Origin of the sequence: Actinoplanes derwentensis (assembly GCF_900104725.1) — a bacterium.
GTDB classification, from domain to species: domain Bacteria; phylum Actinomycetota; class Actinomycetes; order Mycobacteriales; family Micromonosporaceae; genus Actinoplanes; species Actinoplanes derwentensis.
Map to the genome: position 1 here is coordinate 5,863,818 of NZ_LT629758.1, position 16,163 is coordinate 5,879,980.

A 16,163-nucleotide genomic window follows, 5' to 3' on the forward strand; every position below is an offset into this window, starting at 1 on the left:
CCGGCCGTAGTTACTATCCCGTTGGCCGTCCTGTGGGACAGTTGCGGGTGGTGCTAGGCGTCGTCGGTTCGGTTCGAGCTTCGTCACACGAGACCCCGCACCGCACCTCCACAGGCCTCTGCCTCGTTGAATCACAGCGCGGCCGACCGCGAGCGCGAACCTCATACGACCTGGAGACATCGTGAACACCGAAGCCGCGACCATGGACGATCTGGTCGAGCCGCTGGCCGTCATCAAGCAGACCCCGCTGCGGGAGATCCGGGCCGAACACGCCGACCGAGTGGTGCGCCGGATCGTGGACAAGGAGTCCCTCCTCCGGCGGCTGGATGTCGCCGCCTTCCAGTCCGCACATTGATGCCCGGCTCGACGGATGGTGCGGCTGGTGGAGCCCATCCGCTGAGCCAGTTCGTTCTGAAGGTGCACGGCCGGTGCGACCTGGCATGCGACCACTGCTATGTCTACGAGCACGCCGATCAGAGCTGGCGGACGAAACCCCGGATGATGTCCTTGGACGTCGCCGGGGCTGCCGCGCGCCGGATCGCCGAGCACGCGGCGAGCTGGGAGCTGCCGCACGTGCGGCTGGTTCTGCACGGTGGTGAGCCGCTGCTGCTCGGGCCGGATCGGATGGACGCTCTCATCACGCGGGTGCGGGCGCCGATCGAGGCGGTCACCCGGCTCTCCCTGACGATGCAGACCAACGGTGTACGCCTCGGCACCGAGATGTGTGACGTGCTGAAGCGTCACGGGGTGCGGGTGGGTGTCTCTCTCGACGGCGATCGGGACGCCAACGACAGGCACCGCCGGTTCGCGACCGGTGCGGGCAGTTTCGACCAGGTGCGCGCGGCACTGTCGTTGCTGCGCCGGCCGGATTACCGGGAACTCTACGCCGGAATCCTCTGCACCGTGGACGTTCGCAACTCCCCGGAGCAGGTTTACCGGGCGCTGCTCGCCGAGCGCCCGCCGAACGTCGATTTCCTGCTCCCCCACGCCACCTGGGACAGTCCGCCGTACCGGCCGGAGGGGCAGCCCACCCCGTACGCGGACTGGTTCTCGGTGATCCACCGGCTCTGGCTCGCCGACGGGCAGCCGATGCGGATCCGCCTCTTCGAGGGTCTGTACTCCACCGCACGTGGCGGCCCCAGCGGCAGTGAGCAGCTCGGCGCCGACACCGTAGACCTGGCCGTGATCGAGACCGACGGGCGCTACGAGCAGGCCGATTCGGTGAAGACCGCCTACGACGGCGCCCCGGCGACCGGCCTGAGCGTGCTCACCGCCACCGTCGACGACGTCTCCCGGCTGCAGCCGATCGCCGCGCGGCAGCACAGCATCGACAACCTGAACCCGGTCTGCCGGTCGTGCCCGGTGGTCCGGCAGTGCGCCGGTGGTCTCTACGCGCACCGGTTCCGCACCGGCCACGGGTTCGCCAACCCGTCGGTCTTCTGCCCGGACCTGCGTGTCCTGATCGAGCGAACCGACAAGGAGGTCAGCGTGCACAGCGCGAACACCGAACCGGTACGGACCGGGCCTACCGGGCTGATCAGCGACATCGCGTCGGGTTTCGGCGACGAGGTGACGATCGGGTGGCTGGCCGAGCAGCAACGGTCGGTCACCCGGGCGCTGATCGCCGCGACGGTCGAGCAGCACGGCACGACCGACGGTTGGGAGACGCTCGCCTGGGTGGAGGGTGAGCGCCCGGATGCGGTCCGCCGGGTGCTGGCCCATCCGTACGCCCGGGCCTGGGCGGTCGGCATGCTCCGCACCGGCGATCCGGCCGGGATGCCTTACCTGGGCGGTCTCGCGGCGGCGGCGGCCGTGCACGCGAACCTTCAGGTGGAGACCGGGGTACGGATCGACCGGGGTGTGGTCACGCTGCCCACGGTCGGCACGCTCTACTGGCCTCAGACCGTGACCGCCGACGCCCGGATCACCATGGACCAGGGGAAACTGTGGCTCACCGGCCCCGGCGACCAGACGCTCGCGGTCGATCTCGCCGAGCCGGGTTCCACCTGGCAGCCGACCCGGTGGATCGCGCGGGACGGCTGGAGTGTGCGGATCGAGGACGGTGACCCGGCTCGGGACTGTCACGGCTGGACCCCCGCGGGCCGGCTCGACGATCGTGCCGCCGGCCGGTGGCACGAGTCGCTGACCGCGGCATGGGATCTGGTCGACACCGAGCTGCCCGGGTACGCGCCGGCCCTGCGCGCCGGACTTCAGGTGATCATGCCGTTGGAGCCGGATCCCGCCGGGAAGCAGCGGGCGGCCACCGCGATGGACGCGTTCGGCTCGATGGCCGCCGCCTTGACCGGCCCGGCCGAGCTGGCGGTGCTGTTGGTGCACGAGTTCCAGCACGCCAAGCTGGGGGCGCTCCTGGACCTTTACGACTTGCATGTCCGGGACTCGGACGAGCTGGTGGCGGTGGGCTGGAAACCCGAGCCGAGGCCGGTGGAGGCCGCCTTGCAGGGTGTTTACGCGCATGCCGCGGTGGCCGACGTGTGGCGGCTGCGTTCCGGCACCGATCCGCGCGCCGCCGAGCTGTACTCGATGTACCACCGCTGGACCACCGACGCGATCGCCGCACTGCGGCGCACGGAGGCGCTGACCCCGCTGGGGACGGACTTCGTCGACCGGCTGGCCGGCACCGTGGAGTCCTGGGGATCGTGACCGGCGAGGCTGTCACGCACGACGATCTCGTCGCCGGCCTGACCGCTCTGGGCCTCCCCGAGGGGGGCCTCCTGCTGGTGCACTGCTCGATGCGCCGGATCGGCCGGGTGGACGGTGGCGCGGCGACCCTGCTCGCCGCGCTGCGTACGGTGGGCGGCCCGGCGGTCACGATCGTGGTGCCGGCCCAGACGCCGGACAATTCGCTGACCAGTCCGGTGTACCGCACGGCCACGGCCGGGATGACCGGCGCCGAACGCGCTCGCTACGTCGCCGGCATGCCGGGCTTCGATCCGGACCACACACCGTCGTACGGCGTCGGGGTCTTCGCCGAGCAGATCCGGTCACATCCGGGGGCGCTGCGCAGCCGGCACCCGCAGACGTCCTTCGCCGCGCTGGGGCCGGAGGCCGCCGCCGTGGTGGCCGTGCACGATCTGGACTGTCATCTCGGCGAGCGTTCCCCCCTCGGTACGCTCTACCGACGTCACGCCATGATCCTGATGCTCGGTGCCGGGATGGCGAAATGCACGGCACTGCATCTCGCCGAATATCGTCTCGGCGGCCCGGTACCGACCATGGATTACTCGTGCTTCATGTCCAAAAACGGTCAACGAATCCCGCTGCGATTCAGCGCCAGGAAATTGAACGACAGCGATTTCCAGGAAGCCGGAAACGACATTCTCCGGCATTCCTGGGCGATTACCGGCCAGGTGGGCGGCGCGGAAGCCCATCTCCTGCCACTCGCCCCCGCGGTGGACCAGGCCCGCAGGTGGTTCAGCACGAGCCGCCGAATCAACAACGAAATCAATCAATGACAGCGTGAAGTCGGGCCACTACTCTGAATCTCCGGACAGGCGGCAGGAAACGGGGATCACAGTGGACGTGCGCGTCGAGGGGAAAAGATCGTGCCCACGCCCGATCTCTATTTCGCGCTGATTCACGCGCGCACCTCGATCCCGAACCAATGGGTCGACGCCTTCTATCATCGGCTCGACCTGGAGGTGCAGAGCCGGGCCGCGCCGGCCCCCGGCCTGCGGGTGGGGTCGCTCTACTTCCCGACGGCCGGTGAGGTCCGCCGGGCGCTCGACGCCGGGCTCCCCCGGGTGCGGGTGCTGGTGCCGCTCTACACCCGGGAGTTCCTGCACGACCCGCCGCCCGACTTCGGCGACCGGCTGCACCGTCTGGAGGATCCGGCCGAGCAGCCCTTCGTGCATCCGGTGCTCTGGGAGCCGCACCTGCCGGCCCGCCGGGTGAACGGGCTCGCCCAGGCCGTCTCGCTGGGCGACTCGGTCCAGGAGTACCTGGACTGCGGCATGGCCTCGATCTGCCGGCTCAACGCCTTCACCCGGCAACTGCGGCGCATCGTCGAGGAGCTGGCCGACCGGCTGGTCGTCGCGGCCGAGGCCCCGGACCGGACGCCCGCGTGGATGCTGAGCCGGGCGAGACCGCCGGTGCCGCAGAAGCCGCTCGCGCCGAGTTTCCTGATCATCGTGGTCCGGGCGGACTGGCGGGACCCCGACTGGTCGCCGTACGGCACCGGGCCGGTGACCGAGCGGGCCCGGGACGCCGCTCAGCGGCTCTCCCTGCTGACCGAGATCCGGACCGGGCCGGCGACCGACGGTCTGCAGGAGTCCGCCGGGGTTCTGCTGCTCGACTCCGGCATGCTCGACGACCCGCGGGACCGGCGGGCGGCCGAGGAGTTCCTTCGCAAGGTGCCGCCGTGGATGACGGTGGTGATGGTGATCGGGACGGATCACGCCGACCGGGCTCACGAACTGGCCGCCGAGGCGCGGGCGATGGCACCGAACGGTGTGCAGATCGCCCGGGACGGCCGGGAGTTCCAACGGGCCGTCGACGAGGCGGTCTCCAAGGCCCGCCGCAACTTCCTTCGCAGCCGGCAGACCAGAAGACCGTGGGAGGACTCGCGATGACCAGCGACCGCGACGGGCAGGTCGTCACGTTCTATTCGTACAAGGGTGGGACCGGCCGGACCATGGCGCTGGCCAACGTCGCCTGGATCCTGGCGGCGAACGGATACCGGGTGCTCACGATCGACTGGGATCTCGAATCACCCGGGCTGCACCGCTTCTTCCAGCCCTTCCTGGATCCGCGTTTCCTGGCCAGCACCAGCGGCGTGGTCGACATGATCAATCTGTACGAGTGGGACTCGTCCAAACCGGAGTGGGATCCGGGGCAGGTCGGTGGTTACGCCAGTGTCCAGCAGCACTCGTTCTCGCTGGACTGGGACCATTTCCCGGTGGGCGGCACGCTCGACTTCCTCTCCGCGGGCCGGCAGAACCCGGTGTACGAAGGTGTGCTCAGCAACATCAACTGGGACGACTTCTACCAGAACGGTGACGGCAACGGCGGCCGCTTCTTCGACGCGATGCGCGCCGACATGAAGGCCCGGTACGACTTCACCCTGATCGACAGCCAGACCGGGAACAGCGACATCGCCGGGATCTGCACCAACCATCTGCCGGACGTGCTGGTGGACTGTTTCACCTTCAGCGGCCAGGGCATCGAGGGCGCGGCCCGGATGGCCCGGCAGCTGCACAGTTCCCGGGACATCCGGGTGCTGCCGGTGCCGATGCGGGTGGATCCGGCCGAGAAGCACAAAGCCGAGATCGGGCGGACCGTGGCGATGCGGGAGTTCGCCGAGCTGCCGGCCGGACTCGACGCCGGCCGGCGCCGGGCGTACTGGCACGGTGTCGAGGTCCCCTACCAGGCGTATTACGCGTACGAGGAGACCCTGGCGACGTTCGGGGACGCTCCGGGCGCCCCGGGAACGCTGCTGAGCGCGTACGAGGCGCTCGCGGCACAGATCACCGAGGACCGGGTCACCTCGATGCCGCTGATCAATCCGAGTCTGCGCGCGCAGTTCGTCACCCGGTTCGAGCGCAAGCCGTTCTCCGAGGCCCACACGGTGCTGCTCTCCGGCGCCGGGGTGGACCAGGTGTGGCTGGAGTGGGCGCGACACATCCTGACCAACGGTGGACTCGAGGTCGTGCCCCCGCCCGAGGAGAGCGGAGACGCCGGGGAGGCGCAGCTGGTGAACGCCCAGCACGTCAAGATCATCTCTCGGGCGGAGAGCGCCGGCCAGCATGCCGGCGGCGAGAGCCCCGAGCTCCGGGCGGTCTACACCGCGGACATCACCCCGTGGAGCCGGGTGCCGTCGGTGCAGTCGGCGTTCATCGCCGGATGTGACGCCGCCACCGCGGCCACCCGGATCCTCGAACTCGTCGGCCGGCCCGCCAGCGACCTGGACGTCGTGCTGAGCGGCACCCCGCGATACCCCGGTGACGAGCCGGAACTGGTGGTGAACCTCCCGGCCCGCAACGCCCGGTTCACCGGCCGGGAGACCAACCTGCTGACCCTCCGCGAGCAGTTGCGCTCCGGGTCGGCGGTGGTCCTGTTCGGCACCCAGGCGGTCGCGCTCCAGGGCATGGGCGGGGTCGGCAAGACCCAGCTGGCGCTGGAGTACGCGTACCGCTATCGCGCCGCCTACGACGTGGTGGCGTGGCTGAACGCCGACACGGAGGAGAGTCTGCAGGGCTCCCTGCGCGACCTGGGTGCCCGGCTGAACCTGCACTCCGACCAGACCGGCCCGGAGTACGCCCGCGCGGTCGTGCAGGAACTCAGCCGGGGCCGGCGGCGCTGGCTGCTGATCCTGGACAACGCGGACGAGCCGGACGCGGTGCGCACCTATCTCCCGCACGGCGGGCACGTTCTGATCACGTCCCGGAACAAGGCCTGGGGTGAGCAGACCCGGCCGTTCGAGGTCGACGTCTTCACCCGCGACGAGAGCATCGATCACCTGGTGCAACGGGTCAACGAGATCGACCGGGCGGATGCCGACCGCGTCGCCGAGCAGCTCGCCGATCTGCCGATCGCGGTCGCGGCGGCCGCCGCGTGGCTCGACGAGACGCACACCTCCGTCGACGAATACCTCCGGCTCATCCAGGAGGAAGGGCCGAGTGCGGTGCTCACCGCGGTGACCGACCGGCCGATCGCGCGCACCTGGGATCTGTCGCTGACCCGGCTGCGCGAGCGGGATCCGGCGGCCTACCGGCTCTTCCAGCTGTGCAGTGTGCTGGCTCCGGAGATCTCCCTCGATCTGATCTTCAGTGATCAGATGGCGGAGTACCTCAAACCGTATAAACCGGCGCTCTCCGAACGGATGGTGCGTGGCTCGCTGATCCAGCAGATCAACCGGCTGGCCCTGTCCCGGCTGGACCAGCGGCCCGCCTCGTCCGGCGACGGCGACCGCAGCGGGCGGGTCCTGATCCACCGGGTGGTGCAGAACGTCGTCCGCGACCGGATGACCGAGGAGGAACTCGCCCAGGCCCGGCTGGAGGTGCATCAGGTGCTGGCGAAGGCCCGGCCGGAGGACGGTGACGTCACCGACCCGGAGCACTGGCCCCGGTTCCGGATGCTCTGGCCGCACCTGGACGCCTCGGACGCCGTCTACAGCACCGACGAGTCGGTGCGCCAGCTGCTCATCGACCGGATCCGCTACTACTACGTCCAGGCCGAGCCGATCACCGGCCGCAGCCGGGCCGAACGGATCGCCGAGATCTGGCGGCAGCAGCTGGCCGAGACCACCGACCCGGAGCAGGCGGCCACCCTGCGCCTGCAGTTGCTGCAGCTCCGCTTCAACCTGGCCAACCTGATTCGTGACCTGGGTGAGTTCGAACCCTCCCGGCAGATCGACGAGGAGGTCCTGGCCGAGCAGATGCGCCTGCTCGGGCCGGAGCATCCGCACACCCTGATGACGCGGGGCAGTTACGCGGCCGATCTGCGGGGCCTGGGCCGTTACCCGGAGGCCCTCGAACTCGACATCGACACCTACCAGACCTGGCAGGACACGTACGGCGAGGACTACCCGCGCACGTTGGCGGCCCGCAACAACCTCGCCGTGTCGTACCGGCTGATGGGCCTGTTCCGGGAGGCCGGCGAGCACGACAAGGAGGCCTGGGAACGGCGCCGGGCGATGGACGGCGACACCAACATCTGGGCGCTCGGCACCGCCGGCTGCCTGGCCCGGGACATGCGCGACGCCGGGGACTTCGGGCGCTCCGCCACGCTGCTGAAACAGACCCTCGAATACCTGATCGACACTCGCGGCCCGGACTCCCGGTCGACCCTGACCACCAAGTCGAACTACGCGGTCTCGCTGCGCAGTCTCGGCCGGATCGGCGAGGCACTTCAACTGCATCAGGAGGCGTACGCCCGGCTCCTCGAAGTCTTCGGCCCGGAGAATCCGGAGACGGTGAGCTGCCGGTTCAGTCTCGCCCTCACGCTGCTCAACTCCGGCCAGGGCGATCAGGCGGTGGCCGAACTCCTCGACGTGCACGAGTTCTGGCAGCGCCGGCTCGGCGACCGGCACCCGTACACCCTGGTCTGCAAGACCGACCTGGCCATCGCGGAACGCCAGCTCGGCCGGTTCGGTGACGCCCGCGACTGGATCCGGCCGACGGTGGAGATCTTCTCCGAGGTGCTGGGACCGGAACACCCGTACACGCTCTCCGGTCTGATGAATCTCGCGATCTGCGAGACCGAACCGTCCGAGGACGACCGCACCGGCCCGGCCGCGGCCCGGGAGACGCTGCTGAGCATCGCCGCGGGCATCCGCCGGGTGTTCGGGCCGGACCACCCGAACACGTTCCGGTTCGAGGCGAACCTCGCCCTCGTCGAGGAGACGCTGGGTGTGGTGTCCGCCGACGACCGTCTCGCGGCGCTGCGGGAACGGATCGTCCTCAAGCTCGGCGAGACCCATCCGCTGGTGGACGGGCTGGACCGCCGCCGCTACCTGTACCGGGTCATCGACCCGCACCAGTTCTAGGCCATGGCGGACTCGGAGAACACCATCCCGTCGCTGGTCGCGTCGGCCTGGCGGACCGCGCCACCGGTGCTGCGCCGGTTCGCGTACTGGGTGTGGAGCATCGGTTTCGTGGCGGTGACCCTGTCGGTCATCGCGGACGCCCGGAACTGGTGGAACGGCCTCCAGTTCACCACCAACATCATCGCCGAGCTGGTCTGCGGCATGGTCGCACTGCCGGTCGCCCTGGTGATCATCGCCAGGCTGGCCGAGTACCAGGTGAAGGAGCTGGAGCAGGCCCGGCTGAAGACGCGATACGCGGCGGCGCTGCAACAGATGACCGGTTCGGCCCAGATCACCAACGACTATCTCCAGGAGCTGGTGCAGGAGGTGGCGTCCAGCACCAACACCTTCGTGGCGGCCGCCTGGGTGGTGGACGGCTCGCTCACCGACCCGGAGGGCGCGCTCGAATCGGCCCACCTGTTGCAGGCCCAGATGGAGAGCCAGCAGTGGCTCTTCTACGAGCGGGTGATGATCCCGCTGCGGATCGAGGGCAACCAACTCCGGGTGCTGCTCAGCGAGCGTGTCAACAACGGCGAACAGACCTCCGAACGGCTCCGCTTCGAACGACTGTGGCACAACCTGGAGTCCGCGCTGCGGCACCAGAAGGTGACCATGGCGGCCGGGTACCAGGAGTTCGCCCGGGGTGTGCCCACCGCGCACCGGGCGGTCCGCCTGCGCGACGCCGCGCTCAATCACCTGCGCAGCGTCGACCAGTTGCAGCGGTACTGCGCCGAACTGGCCGCGTTCGCCACCCCGGCTCTGGAGGGTTAGGCGGTCAGCCAGGCCAGGATCGGGGGCAGCGCCTCCATCGCACCGAAGTGCGCCGCGTCGTGCTGCACGTGCACTTCCGAGCGGGGGATCCGCTGCGCCAGCCACCGGCTGTGGCTGGCCGGCGAGAACGTGTCGTGTGCGCCGTGCCAGAGCCGGACCGGCGGCACGATGGTGTCGAGGGCGAACCCCCACTCGCGGCGGAACGCCTGGATGTCGTCGAGCCAGCCGTACGGACCGACGCGCAGCGCGTCGGCGTAACTCTTCGCCAGCAGCCGCTGGAACAGCACACTCCGGGTGAACAGCAGGTCTGGCCCGGACATCTGCGCCCGCAGCTCGGCCAGCAGGCTTTCCGGGTCGTCGGCGGTCTGCTCGGCCAGAGCACGCAGTTCGTGCATGTGGTCGGCGGTGCCCCGATCGGCGGTGACGTGTTTCCGGGCGTTCGCGTCGGCCATGCCCTCGTACCAGTTGAGGTCGGCGGCGTTCCGGGGCGCCAGCCCGACCAGGACCGCGGCCCGTTCGACCCGGTGCGGCAGCACGGCGGCGCAGGCGAGCGCGTGCGGGCCACCACCGGACCGGCCGACCACGGCGAACCGGTCGAGACGCAGCCGGTCGGCGATCGCACGGACGTCGGCGGCGGCATCGACCACGCTGCGGTCCGGCAGGCGGGTGGAGCCGCCGTAACCGGGGCGGTCGTAGCTGATCAGCCGGATCCCCTGCCGGTAGAGCATGCTGGGCCGGGGCCGTGGACCGGTGCTCGAACCGGGGGTGCCGTGTAGCAGGAACACCGGTGAACCGTGCGCCGCACCGGACACCTCGACCGTGAGAACCCGGGCACCGACGCCGACCTCGAAACGTGTTGCCAAGGCGATCCTCATCCCCGGGGCACGGCCAATGCATCGATGGTAATCGTCGCAGCGACCGGCAAGCCGGGGATTTACGGTGTCTCAGACCGTGGTGCGCCGGGCCGCCCGCTCGGCACGTTTGCGCTCGCGCTGTTCGCGGGTGTGGCGCTTGCGGTTCTCCAGGTCTTGCTTCCACTGCTCGCGCGCGGGTTCGTCGCAGCCCTGGACGGCGCCCTTGGTCTGTGCGGGGCCGATGAAGGACCGGAAGGCCCAGTCGTCGAAGGTCCGGTGGTACCAGGCCTTGAACCTCTCCATAGCAGTCTCCCCAGAATAGTTAGTGGGCCAATGGTTGGTACCCCAACTATTGGTAGAATACCCGGTGACCTGAGGAGAACCGCAAGTGAGCGAGACCCCGGAAGACCCCCTGGCCCTGGAGCAACAGGTCTGTTTCGCCCTGTCGGTCGCCGCCCGTGGGGTGGTCGCGCTCTACCGCCCGCTGCTGGAGCCGATGGGCCTGACCCATCCGCAGTATCTGGTGATGCTCGCCCTCTGGCAGCACGCCCCGCTCTCCGTGCGCCGCCTCAGCGAGTTGCTCCAATTGGACCCCGGCACCCTCTCCCCGCTGCTCAAACGCCTCGAGGCGATCGGCTATCTGCACCGCGAGCGGAACCGCGCCGACGAGCGCAGTCTCGCCATCACGCTGACCGAGCGCGGCCGGGCCCTGCGGGCCGAGGCGGAGAAGATCCCGCCGGCCGTGGTCGAGCGCCTCGGCATGCCGATCGACGAGCTGCGCCGGGTGCACGAGGCGCTCACCAGGGTGATCGCGGCCACCAGCGCCTAGGGCTCGCGTGGTGACTCAAGGTGCGAATCGCACCCCGAGTCACCACGAGAGCGTGAATTCCCCGGCACCCATCCGCGCCCGTCGTTGGGCACGGTGGGAGGACGAGGCCGGATGTGGAACTGCGTCAACTGTGGTGAGCGGAACACCCTGCCCGACGGGTGCGCGTCGTGCGGAAGACCGAGACGGTCGTTGCTGCCGTGGGAGGCGCCACCGCGGGCCCCGATATTCGGGGAGCCCGATCCACCGGCACCGCTGTGGATTCCGGAGGAGGCCGAACCGGCACCGCCGGAGGAACCGATCCGCAGCCCGATCCTCCCCGCCCTGCCGATCGCCGTCCTGGTCGGGGCCCTGATCACGGCCGCGATCTTCGGCGGGCCCCGGCTGTTCGGCGGCGACCAGCCGAAGAGCACCCGGCCCGCGGCCGTCGCCCCGGTCGCGCCGGAACCTGCGCCGGTGCCGATCCTGGAGGACGATGACGTCCGGCTGGTGACGATCGACCCGGCGGTCACCGATCCACGGGCTGAGAAGGTGGCGGCCACCTTCGAGACGTTCTTCACCGGCATCAACGAACGGGACTACACGGCGGTGGCCGGTGTCCTGGACCCGGCCGGTGAACTGGACCCGCAAGCACCCGGGCAGATGGCCGCGTTCGCGAAGGGCACGTCGACCACCCGTGACGCCGACGTGGTGCTGCGGAACCTGGACCCGGCCGGAGCCGGGCGGGCGCGCGCCGAGGTGACCTTCCGCAGCAGCCAGCGGGCCGGGCACGGGCCACCGGGGCGACCGAATGAGACGTGCACCCGCTGGCGGGTGATCTATCTGCTCAGCCCGGACGGCGGCCGGTATCGGATCCGGCAGGCCGACGCCGTGACGGAGCCCTGCTGATCAGGACTCCAGCACCCGTTCCATCGCTGCCCGGGACCGCCGGGTCAGACGCAGGTACCGGTCCACGAACTCACCCGGGTCGCCGCCGCCCAGCAGGAGCACCGCGCCCGCCAGCTCGGCCCCGTGCCGGGGAAGCTGGTCGGTGGGCCGGCCGCGAACCAGGGTGAGGGCGTTGCGCACCTGGGCGGCGAGGGTCCACCCGGCCTCCATCTCGGCCGCGTCCGAGGCGCTGATCAGCCCGTCGGCCGCCGCCGAGGCGAGAGCCTCCAGGGTCCGGGTCTTTCGAAGATCCGAGCGGGCGTACGCGTTGCGCAGTTGAGTGAGCTGCACCGCCCACTCCACGTCGGAGAGCCCGCCCCGGCCCAGTTTGGTGTGCGTGTTCGGGTCCGCACCGCGGGGCAGCCGCTCGGTCTCCACCCGGGCCTTGATCCGCCGGATCTCGATCACCTGTTCGCGAGTGAGGCCACCGTCCGGGTAGCGGGAACCGTCGGCCATGGTCTCGAACCGGCGGCCCAGTTCGACGTCGCCACAGACGAACCGGGCCCGCAGCAGCGCCTGCGCCTCCCACACCTTCGACCAGCGGTCGTAGTACTGCCGGTAGGCCTGCAGGCTGCGCACCAGCGGGCCCTGCCGGCCTTCCGGGCGCAGGTCGGCGTCCACACCGAGGGCCGGGTCGGGGGCGGGCGCGTTGAGCAGCCGGCGCATCTCCTCGGCGACGGCGTGCGCGGCCGCGCTGGCCTCCCCTTCCGGACAGCCCTCCGGTTTCTCGTAGACGAAGAGCACGTCGGCGTCGGACGGGTAACTCATCTCGTAACCGCCGAGCCGGCCCATGCCGATCACGGCGAACCGCAGGCCGTCCGGGCCGGGTTTGGTGCGGCGGGCGATCCGCAGCGCCGCGTTCAGGGTGGCGTCGGTGACGTCGGAGAGGGCGACACCGATCGCGTCCACGGTCAGCGGCCGGTCCGGGGCCAGTTCGCCACCCTGGCTCAGGATGTCGGCGCAGGCGATCCGGAACAGTTCCCGGCGGCGCAGCGCCCGGACCGCGGCGATCGCCTTGACCGGGTCGGTGTGCCGGTCCCCGGCCGCGGCGAACCCGTCCAGCAGCGACTCCCGCGCGCGCGGCTGGAGTTCGGCGTCGTCGGCGAGCAGGCGCAGCGCCTCCGGGTCCCGAGTGAGCAGGTCGGTGGCGTACCGGGAGAGGCTCAGCACCCGGGCCAGCCGGCGGGCCACCGGTCCCCCGTCGCGCAGCAGCCTTAGATACCACGGGGTGCTGCCCAGCTTGTCCGAGACGGCCCGGTAGTTGAGCAGGCCCCGATCCGGTTCCGGGGCGTCGGCGAAGTCCTGCAGCAGCATCGGCAACAGGGTGCGCTGGATCGCCGCGGTCCGGGTCACCCCACCGGTCAGCGCCTCCAGATGCCGCAGTGCCCCGGCCGCGTCGGCGAACCCGAGGATCTCCAGGCGCCGGCGGGCCGACTCCGGGACCATCCGCAGCTGTTCGGCGGGCACCCGGGCGACCGCTTCGAGCAGCGGCTGGTAGAGAAGTTTCACGTGCAGGCGCCGGACCCCGGCGGCATGACCGACCCAGTCGGAACGGAACGCCTCGACGGCGTCCCGTCCGGGCAGCGCGGTGTAGCCGAGTGCCGCCGCGAGCCAGCGCAGCCCGGCCGGATCGTCGGGGACCGTGTGGGTGCGCTTGAGCTGCTGCAGTTGCAGGCGGTGCTCGACGCCGCGCAGGAAGCGGTAACCCCGTACCAGCGTCTCGCCGTCCTGCCGTCCGACATAACCGCCGGCGACCAGCGCGCGCAACGCCGGGATCGTCCCCGGGTCCCGCAGCGTCTCGTCCACCCGGCCGTGCACGAGCTGCAACAACTGCACCGCGAACTCGATGTCCCGCAGCCCGCCGGAACCGCGTTTGATCTCGCGGTCCTGTTCCTTCTTCGGGATGTTGTCGATGATCCGGCGGCGCATGTCGCGCACGTCGGCGACCGCTTCGGGCCGTTCCGCCGCGTGCCAGACCAGCGGCGCCAGATCGGCGATCCACTCCAGGGCCAGCGCCAGGTCACCGGCGGCCGGGCGGGCCTTGAGCAACGCCTGGAACTCCCAGGTACGGGCCCAGCGCCGGTAGTACGCCTGGTGACTGGCGAGGGTGCGGACCAGCGGGCCACGGCTGCCCTCGGGGCGCAACGCCGCGTCGACCGGCCAGGCCACCATGCCGCAGATCTCCATCAGCCGGGCCGCGACGGTGGTGCCCGCACTCAGGTCCTCGTCCCCGGCGGCCACGAAGATCACGTCCACGTCGGAGACGTAGTTCAGCTCGTTGCCACCGCACTTGCCCATCGCCACGACCGCGAGACGAGGCTCCGGCGTCGCTGCCGGGAGGGCGGCGACGGCTATCGCGTACGCCGCCGCCAGGGTCTCGTCGGCGAGCCGGGACAGGGCCGCCATGGTGGGCTCCAGGCCGCGGCCCGCCGTCAGGTCGGCGGCGACGATGCGCAACAGCGAGATCCGGTACGCCGTACGCAAAGCCGGCACGGTGAGCTGCTCGAAGTCGGCCAGCCCGCCCTCGGCCTCCGGCGGCAGCCCGGTCCGGCCGGTGGCCAGCGACCGCCAGTGTTCCGGGTTGGCCACCAGATGGTCACCGAGCGCCGACGACGCCCCGAGCACGGCGAGGAACCGCCGCCGCAGCCCGTGATCCTCGGCGAGTCCGCCGAGCAGTTCCGCGGCCTTCGTCTCGTCACCACGCCCGGCCGACTCGACGATCCGGTGCAGCTGCCGCAGCGCCAGGTTCGGGTCGGCGGCCTTGGAGAGCGCGTCGAGCAGCCCGGCGGCGTGCTCGTCCACCGGGACCTGCGCGTCGACGTCCCAGAGCCGCAGACCGCCGGGTCCGAGCAGGTCGCTGGCGCGGGCGCCGTTGTCGGCGAACCCGTACCGCGCGAGGCGGGTGGGCCGCGTCATCACTGCCCCAGGATCGGCAGCGTCCGGCCGGTGGGGTTCGGGATGTCGGCGTCCGGCAGCGTGCCCAGGGCCAGCTCGGCGAACCGCTGCGCGAACGGCTGCCACACCTCCTCCACGTCGGCGAGCGCCGCCGAGGTGGCCAGCACCACGGCCTCCGGGTCGTAGTCCAGCTCGGCCAGCGTGTCGGCGTCCGCACCCGCCCAGTCGGCGATCATCGCGGCGTCGCACTCGATGTGGAACTGGAGTCCCCAGGCCCGGTCACCGATCCGGAACGCCTGGACCGGGAACCGCGACGAGGCGGCGAGCAGCACCGCGTTCGCCGGCAGCTCGGTGATCTCGTCGTGGTGCCACTGGAGCACGTCGGGCAGCAGCGGCACCCACTTGAACAGCGGGTCGTCGTCGGCGGTGTCCCGTTTGGCGACCAGGCCGGGGCCGATCTCCGGGCCGCCCTCGCTGAGCTGGACCAGGCCGCCGTTCGCCCGGGCCAGCAGCTGGCCGCCGAGGCAGACACCGAGGGTCGGCACCCGGTGCCGGACCGCCTTGCGCAGCAGCCCCTCCAGCGCCGGGAACCAGGACGCGCCGGGTGCGCCCGTCTCGTCGGGATAGGCGTGCTGATCACCTCCCAGCACGATCAGCGCCAGGAAGCCCTCCGGGGTCTCCGGAAGCTCGTCCCCGGCGTGCGGCCGGAGAACGGTCAGCTCCAGACCGGCCTCGGTCAGCCATTCCCCGAGCCGCCGGGGGTCGTCACTCGGGTCGTTCTCGATGACTAGTGCGGTACCCACACGTCGAGGCTATCGGAGCCGGCCGACTTCAGCGGGCGGGCGTCCAGCGGGCGATCACCTCATCGTCGTCCACCTCGCCGGTCTCCACGAAGCCCATCGACAGGTAGAGGTCCCGGGCCGCGGTGTTGGCCGGCTGGTAACTCAGGGCCACGTCGGGTGTTCCGGGTTCGGCGATCAGCCGTTCCCGCAGCTGGCGGACCACCTCGCGGCCGATGCCCTGCCGCTGGTGCTTCCCGTCCACGACCACCCCGCCGATCCAGCGGCTGCCGTCGTCGTCCAGGCCCCACATCACGAAGCCGGCCACCTCGCCGCCCCGCACCACGGCGAGCGGGTTCCAGGTGTCGCCGTAGTTGCACAGGCAGAGGTAGTAGGCCACCTCCGCGACGAAGTCCCGCTGCTCGGGGTGCACGGTGAGGGCTGCGCAGTCACGCCAGTTGGCGGCGGTGACGGGTTCGAGCCGGATGTCGGTCATTCGGGCGATCTTGCCAAACGACCCGGAAACACCGACGGGACGCTGTCGCCGGGGGCGAGCAGAGTCAGGGCTG

Annotated in this window: 13 protein-coding genes; 8 read left to right on the forward strand and 5 right to left on the reverse strand. The window is 70.8% G+C overall.

Features of this window, described 5'->3' with window-relative positions:
• Positions 1–181 precede the first annotated feature (181 nt).
• From fxsA to BLU81_RS25795, 6 genes are all read left to right on the forward strand, one after another.
• Positions 182–355, forward strand: coding sequence for an FxSxx-COOH cyclophane-containing RiPP peptide (gene fxsA, locus BLU81_RS25770; protein WP_092547033.1), 174 nt, complete (start codon positions 182–184; stop codon positions 353–355).
• A complete protein-coding gene (locus BLU81_RS25775) occupies positions 355–2,661 on the forward strand; it encodes an FxsB family cyclophane-forming radical SAM/SPASM peptide maturase (protein ID WP_092547034.1) in 2,307 nt (768 codons plus the stop codon). The genes fxsA and BLU81_RS25775 overlap by 1 nt, the downstream gene beginning before the upstream one ends.
• Positions 2,658–3,473: an AAC(3) family N-acetyltransferase gene (locus tag BLU81_RS25780; RefSeq protein ID WP_172890619.1), complete on the forward strand. Its 816-nt coding sequence runs from the start codon at positions 2,658–2,660 to the stop codon at positions 3,471–3,473. The genes BLU81_RS25775 and BLU81_RS25780 overlap by 4 nt, the downstream gene beginning before the upstream one ends.
• 90 nt (positions 3,474–3,563) lie before the next feature.
• Positions 3,564–4,589: a hypothetical protein gene (locus BLU81_RS25785; protein ID WP_092547035.1), complete on the forward strand. Its 1,026-nt coding sequence runs from the start codon at positions 3,564–3,566 to the stop codon at positions 4,587–4,589.
• Positions 4,586–8,503, forward strand: coding sequence for an FxSxx-COOH system tetratricopeptide repeat protein (gene fxsT, locus BLU81_RS25790; protein WP_092547036.1), 3,918 nt, complete (start codon positions 4,586–4,588; stop codon positions 8,501–8,503). Before BLU81_RS25785 ends, fxsT begins: the two co-directional genes overlap by 4 nt.
• A 3-nt stretch (positions 8,504–8,506) precedes the next feature.
• The gene (locus tag BLU81_RS25795; protein ID WP_092547037.1) at positions 8,507–9,313 is read left to right on the forward strand and encodes a hypothetical protein; all 807 of its coding nucleotides are present in this window, start codon (positions 8,507–8,509) and stop codon (positions 9,311–9,313) included.
• Here BLU81_RS25795 and BLU81_RS25800 read toward each other — a convergent pair.
• Positions 9,310–10,188 (reverse strand): alpha/beta fold hydrolase, encoded by an 879-nt coding sequence (locus tag BLU81_RS25800; RefSeq protein WP_092547038.1) that lies wholly within the window; start codon positions 10,186–10,188, stop codon positions 9,310–9,312. The two genes, BLU81_RS25795 and BLU81_RS25800, sit on opposite strands and share 4 nt — an antisense overlap.
• 69 nt (positions 10,189–10,257) lie before the next feature.
• Positions 10,258–10,470 carry a hypothetical protein gene (locus BLU81_RS25805; protein WP_092547039.1) on the reverse strand — a complete coding sequence of 71 codons (213 nt, stop codon included), beginning with the start codon at positions 10,468–10,470 and terminating at the stop codon, positions 10,258–10,260.
• Between the two features lie 85 nt (positions 10,471–10,555).
• On the opposite strand from BLU81_RS25805, the gene BLU81_RS25810 reads away from it, so the two are divergent.
• Together BLU81_RS25810 and BLU81_RS25815 are read left to right on the forward strand one after the other, a co-directional pair.
• Positions 10,556–10,996, forward strand: a complete 441-nt coding sequence (locus tag BLU81_RS25810) for a MarR family winged helix-turn-helix transcriptional regulator (protein WP_092547040.1) — start codon at positions 10,556–10,558, stop codon at positions 10,994–10,996.
• A gap of 189 nt (positions 10,997–11,185) precedes the next feature.
• On the forward strand, positions 11,186–11,881 hold the full coding sequence (locus BLU81_RS25815) for a hypothetical protein (protein ID WP_092547041.1): 696 nt from the start codon (positions 11,186–11,188) through the stop codon (positions 11,879–11,881).
• Here BLU81_RS25815 and BLU81_RS25820 read toward each other — a convergent pair whose 3' ends face one another.
• From BLU81_RS25820 to BLU81_RS25830, 3 genes are read right to left on the reverse strand one after another with little or no spacing between them, the layout of a single operon-like run.
• The gene (locus BLU81_RS25820; RefSeq protein WP_092547042.1) at positions 11,882–14,836 is read right to left on the reverse strand and encodes a bifunctional [glutamine synthetase] adenylyltransferase/[glutamine synthetase]-adenylyl-L-tyrosine phosphorylase; all 2,955 of its coding nucleotides are present in this window, start codon (positions 14,834–14,836) and stop codon (positions 11,882–11,884) included.
• On the reverse strand, positions 14,836–15,618 hold the full coding sequence (locus BLU81_RS25825) for a type 1 glutamine amidotransferase (RefSeq protein WP_092547043.1): 783 nt from the start codon (positions 15,616–15,618) through the stop codon (positions 14,836–14,838). The genes BLU81_RS25820 and BLU81_RS25825 overlap by 1 nt, the downstream gene beginning before the upstream one ends.
• Positions 15,619–15,646: 28 nt before the next feature.
• Complete coding sequence (locus BLU81_RS25830) at positions 15,647–16,090, reverse strand: GNAT family N-acetyltransferase (protein WP_092547044.1); 444 nt, start codon at positions 16,088–16,090, stop codon at positions 15,647–15,649.
• Positions 16,091–16,163 lie beyond the last annotated feature (73 nt).

What these genes read in the sequence shown, in the direction of transcription:
- BLU81_RS25800 (WP_092547038.1), bottom strand. Translation starts at nt 10,188, where the DNA reads ATGAGGATCGCCTTGGCAACACGTTTCGAGGTCGGCGTCGGTGCCCGG.
- BLU81_RS25805 (WP_092547039.1), bottom strand. Translation starts at nt 10,470, where the DNA reads ATGGAGAGGTTCAAGGCCTGGTACCACCGGACCTTCGACGACTGGGCC.
- fxsT (WP_092547036.1), top strand. Translation starts at nt 4,586, where the DNA reads ATGACCAGCGACCGCGACGGGCAGGTCGTCACGTTCTATTCGTACAAG.
- BLU81_RS25830 (WP_092547044.1), bottom strand. Translation starts at nt 16,090, where the DNA reads ATGACCGACATCCGGCTCGAACCCGTCACCGCCGCCAACTGGCGTGAC.
- BLU81_RS25820 (WP_092547042.1), bottom strand. Translation starts at nt 14,836, where the DNA reads ATGACGCGGCCCACCCGCCTCGCGCGGTACGGGTTCGCCGACAACGGC.
- BLU81_RS25795 (WP_092547037.1), top strand. Translation starts at nt 8,507, where the DNA reads ATGGCGGACTCGGAGAACACCATCCCGTCGCTGGTCGCGTCGGCCTGG.
- BLU81_RS25775 (WP_092547034.1), top strand. Translation starts at nt 355, where the DNA reads ATGCCCGGCTCGACGGATGGTGCGGCTGGTGGAGCCCATCCGCTGAGC.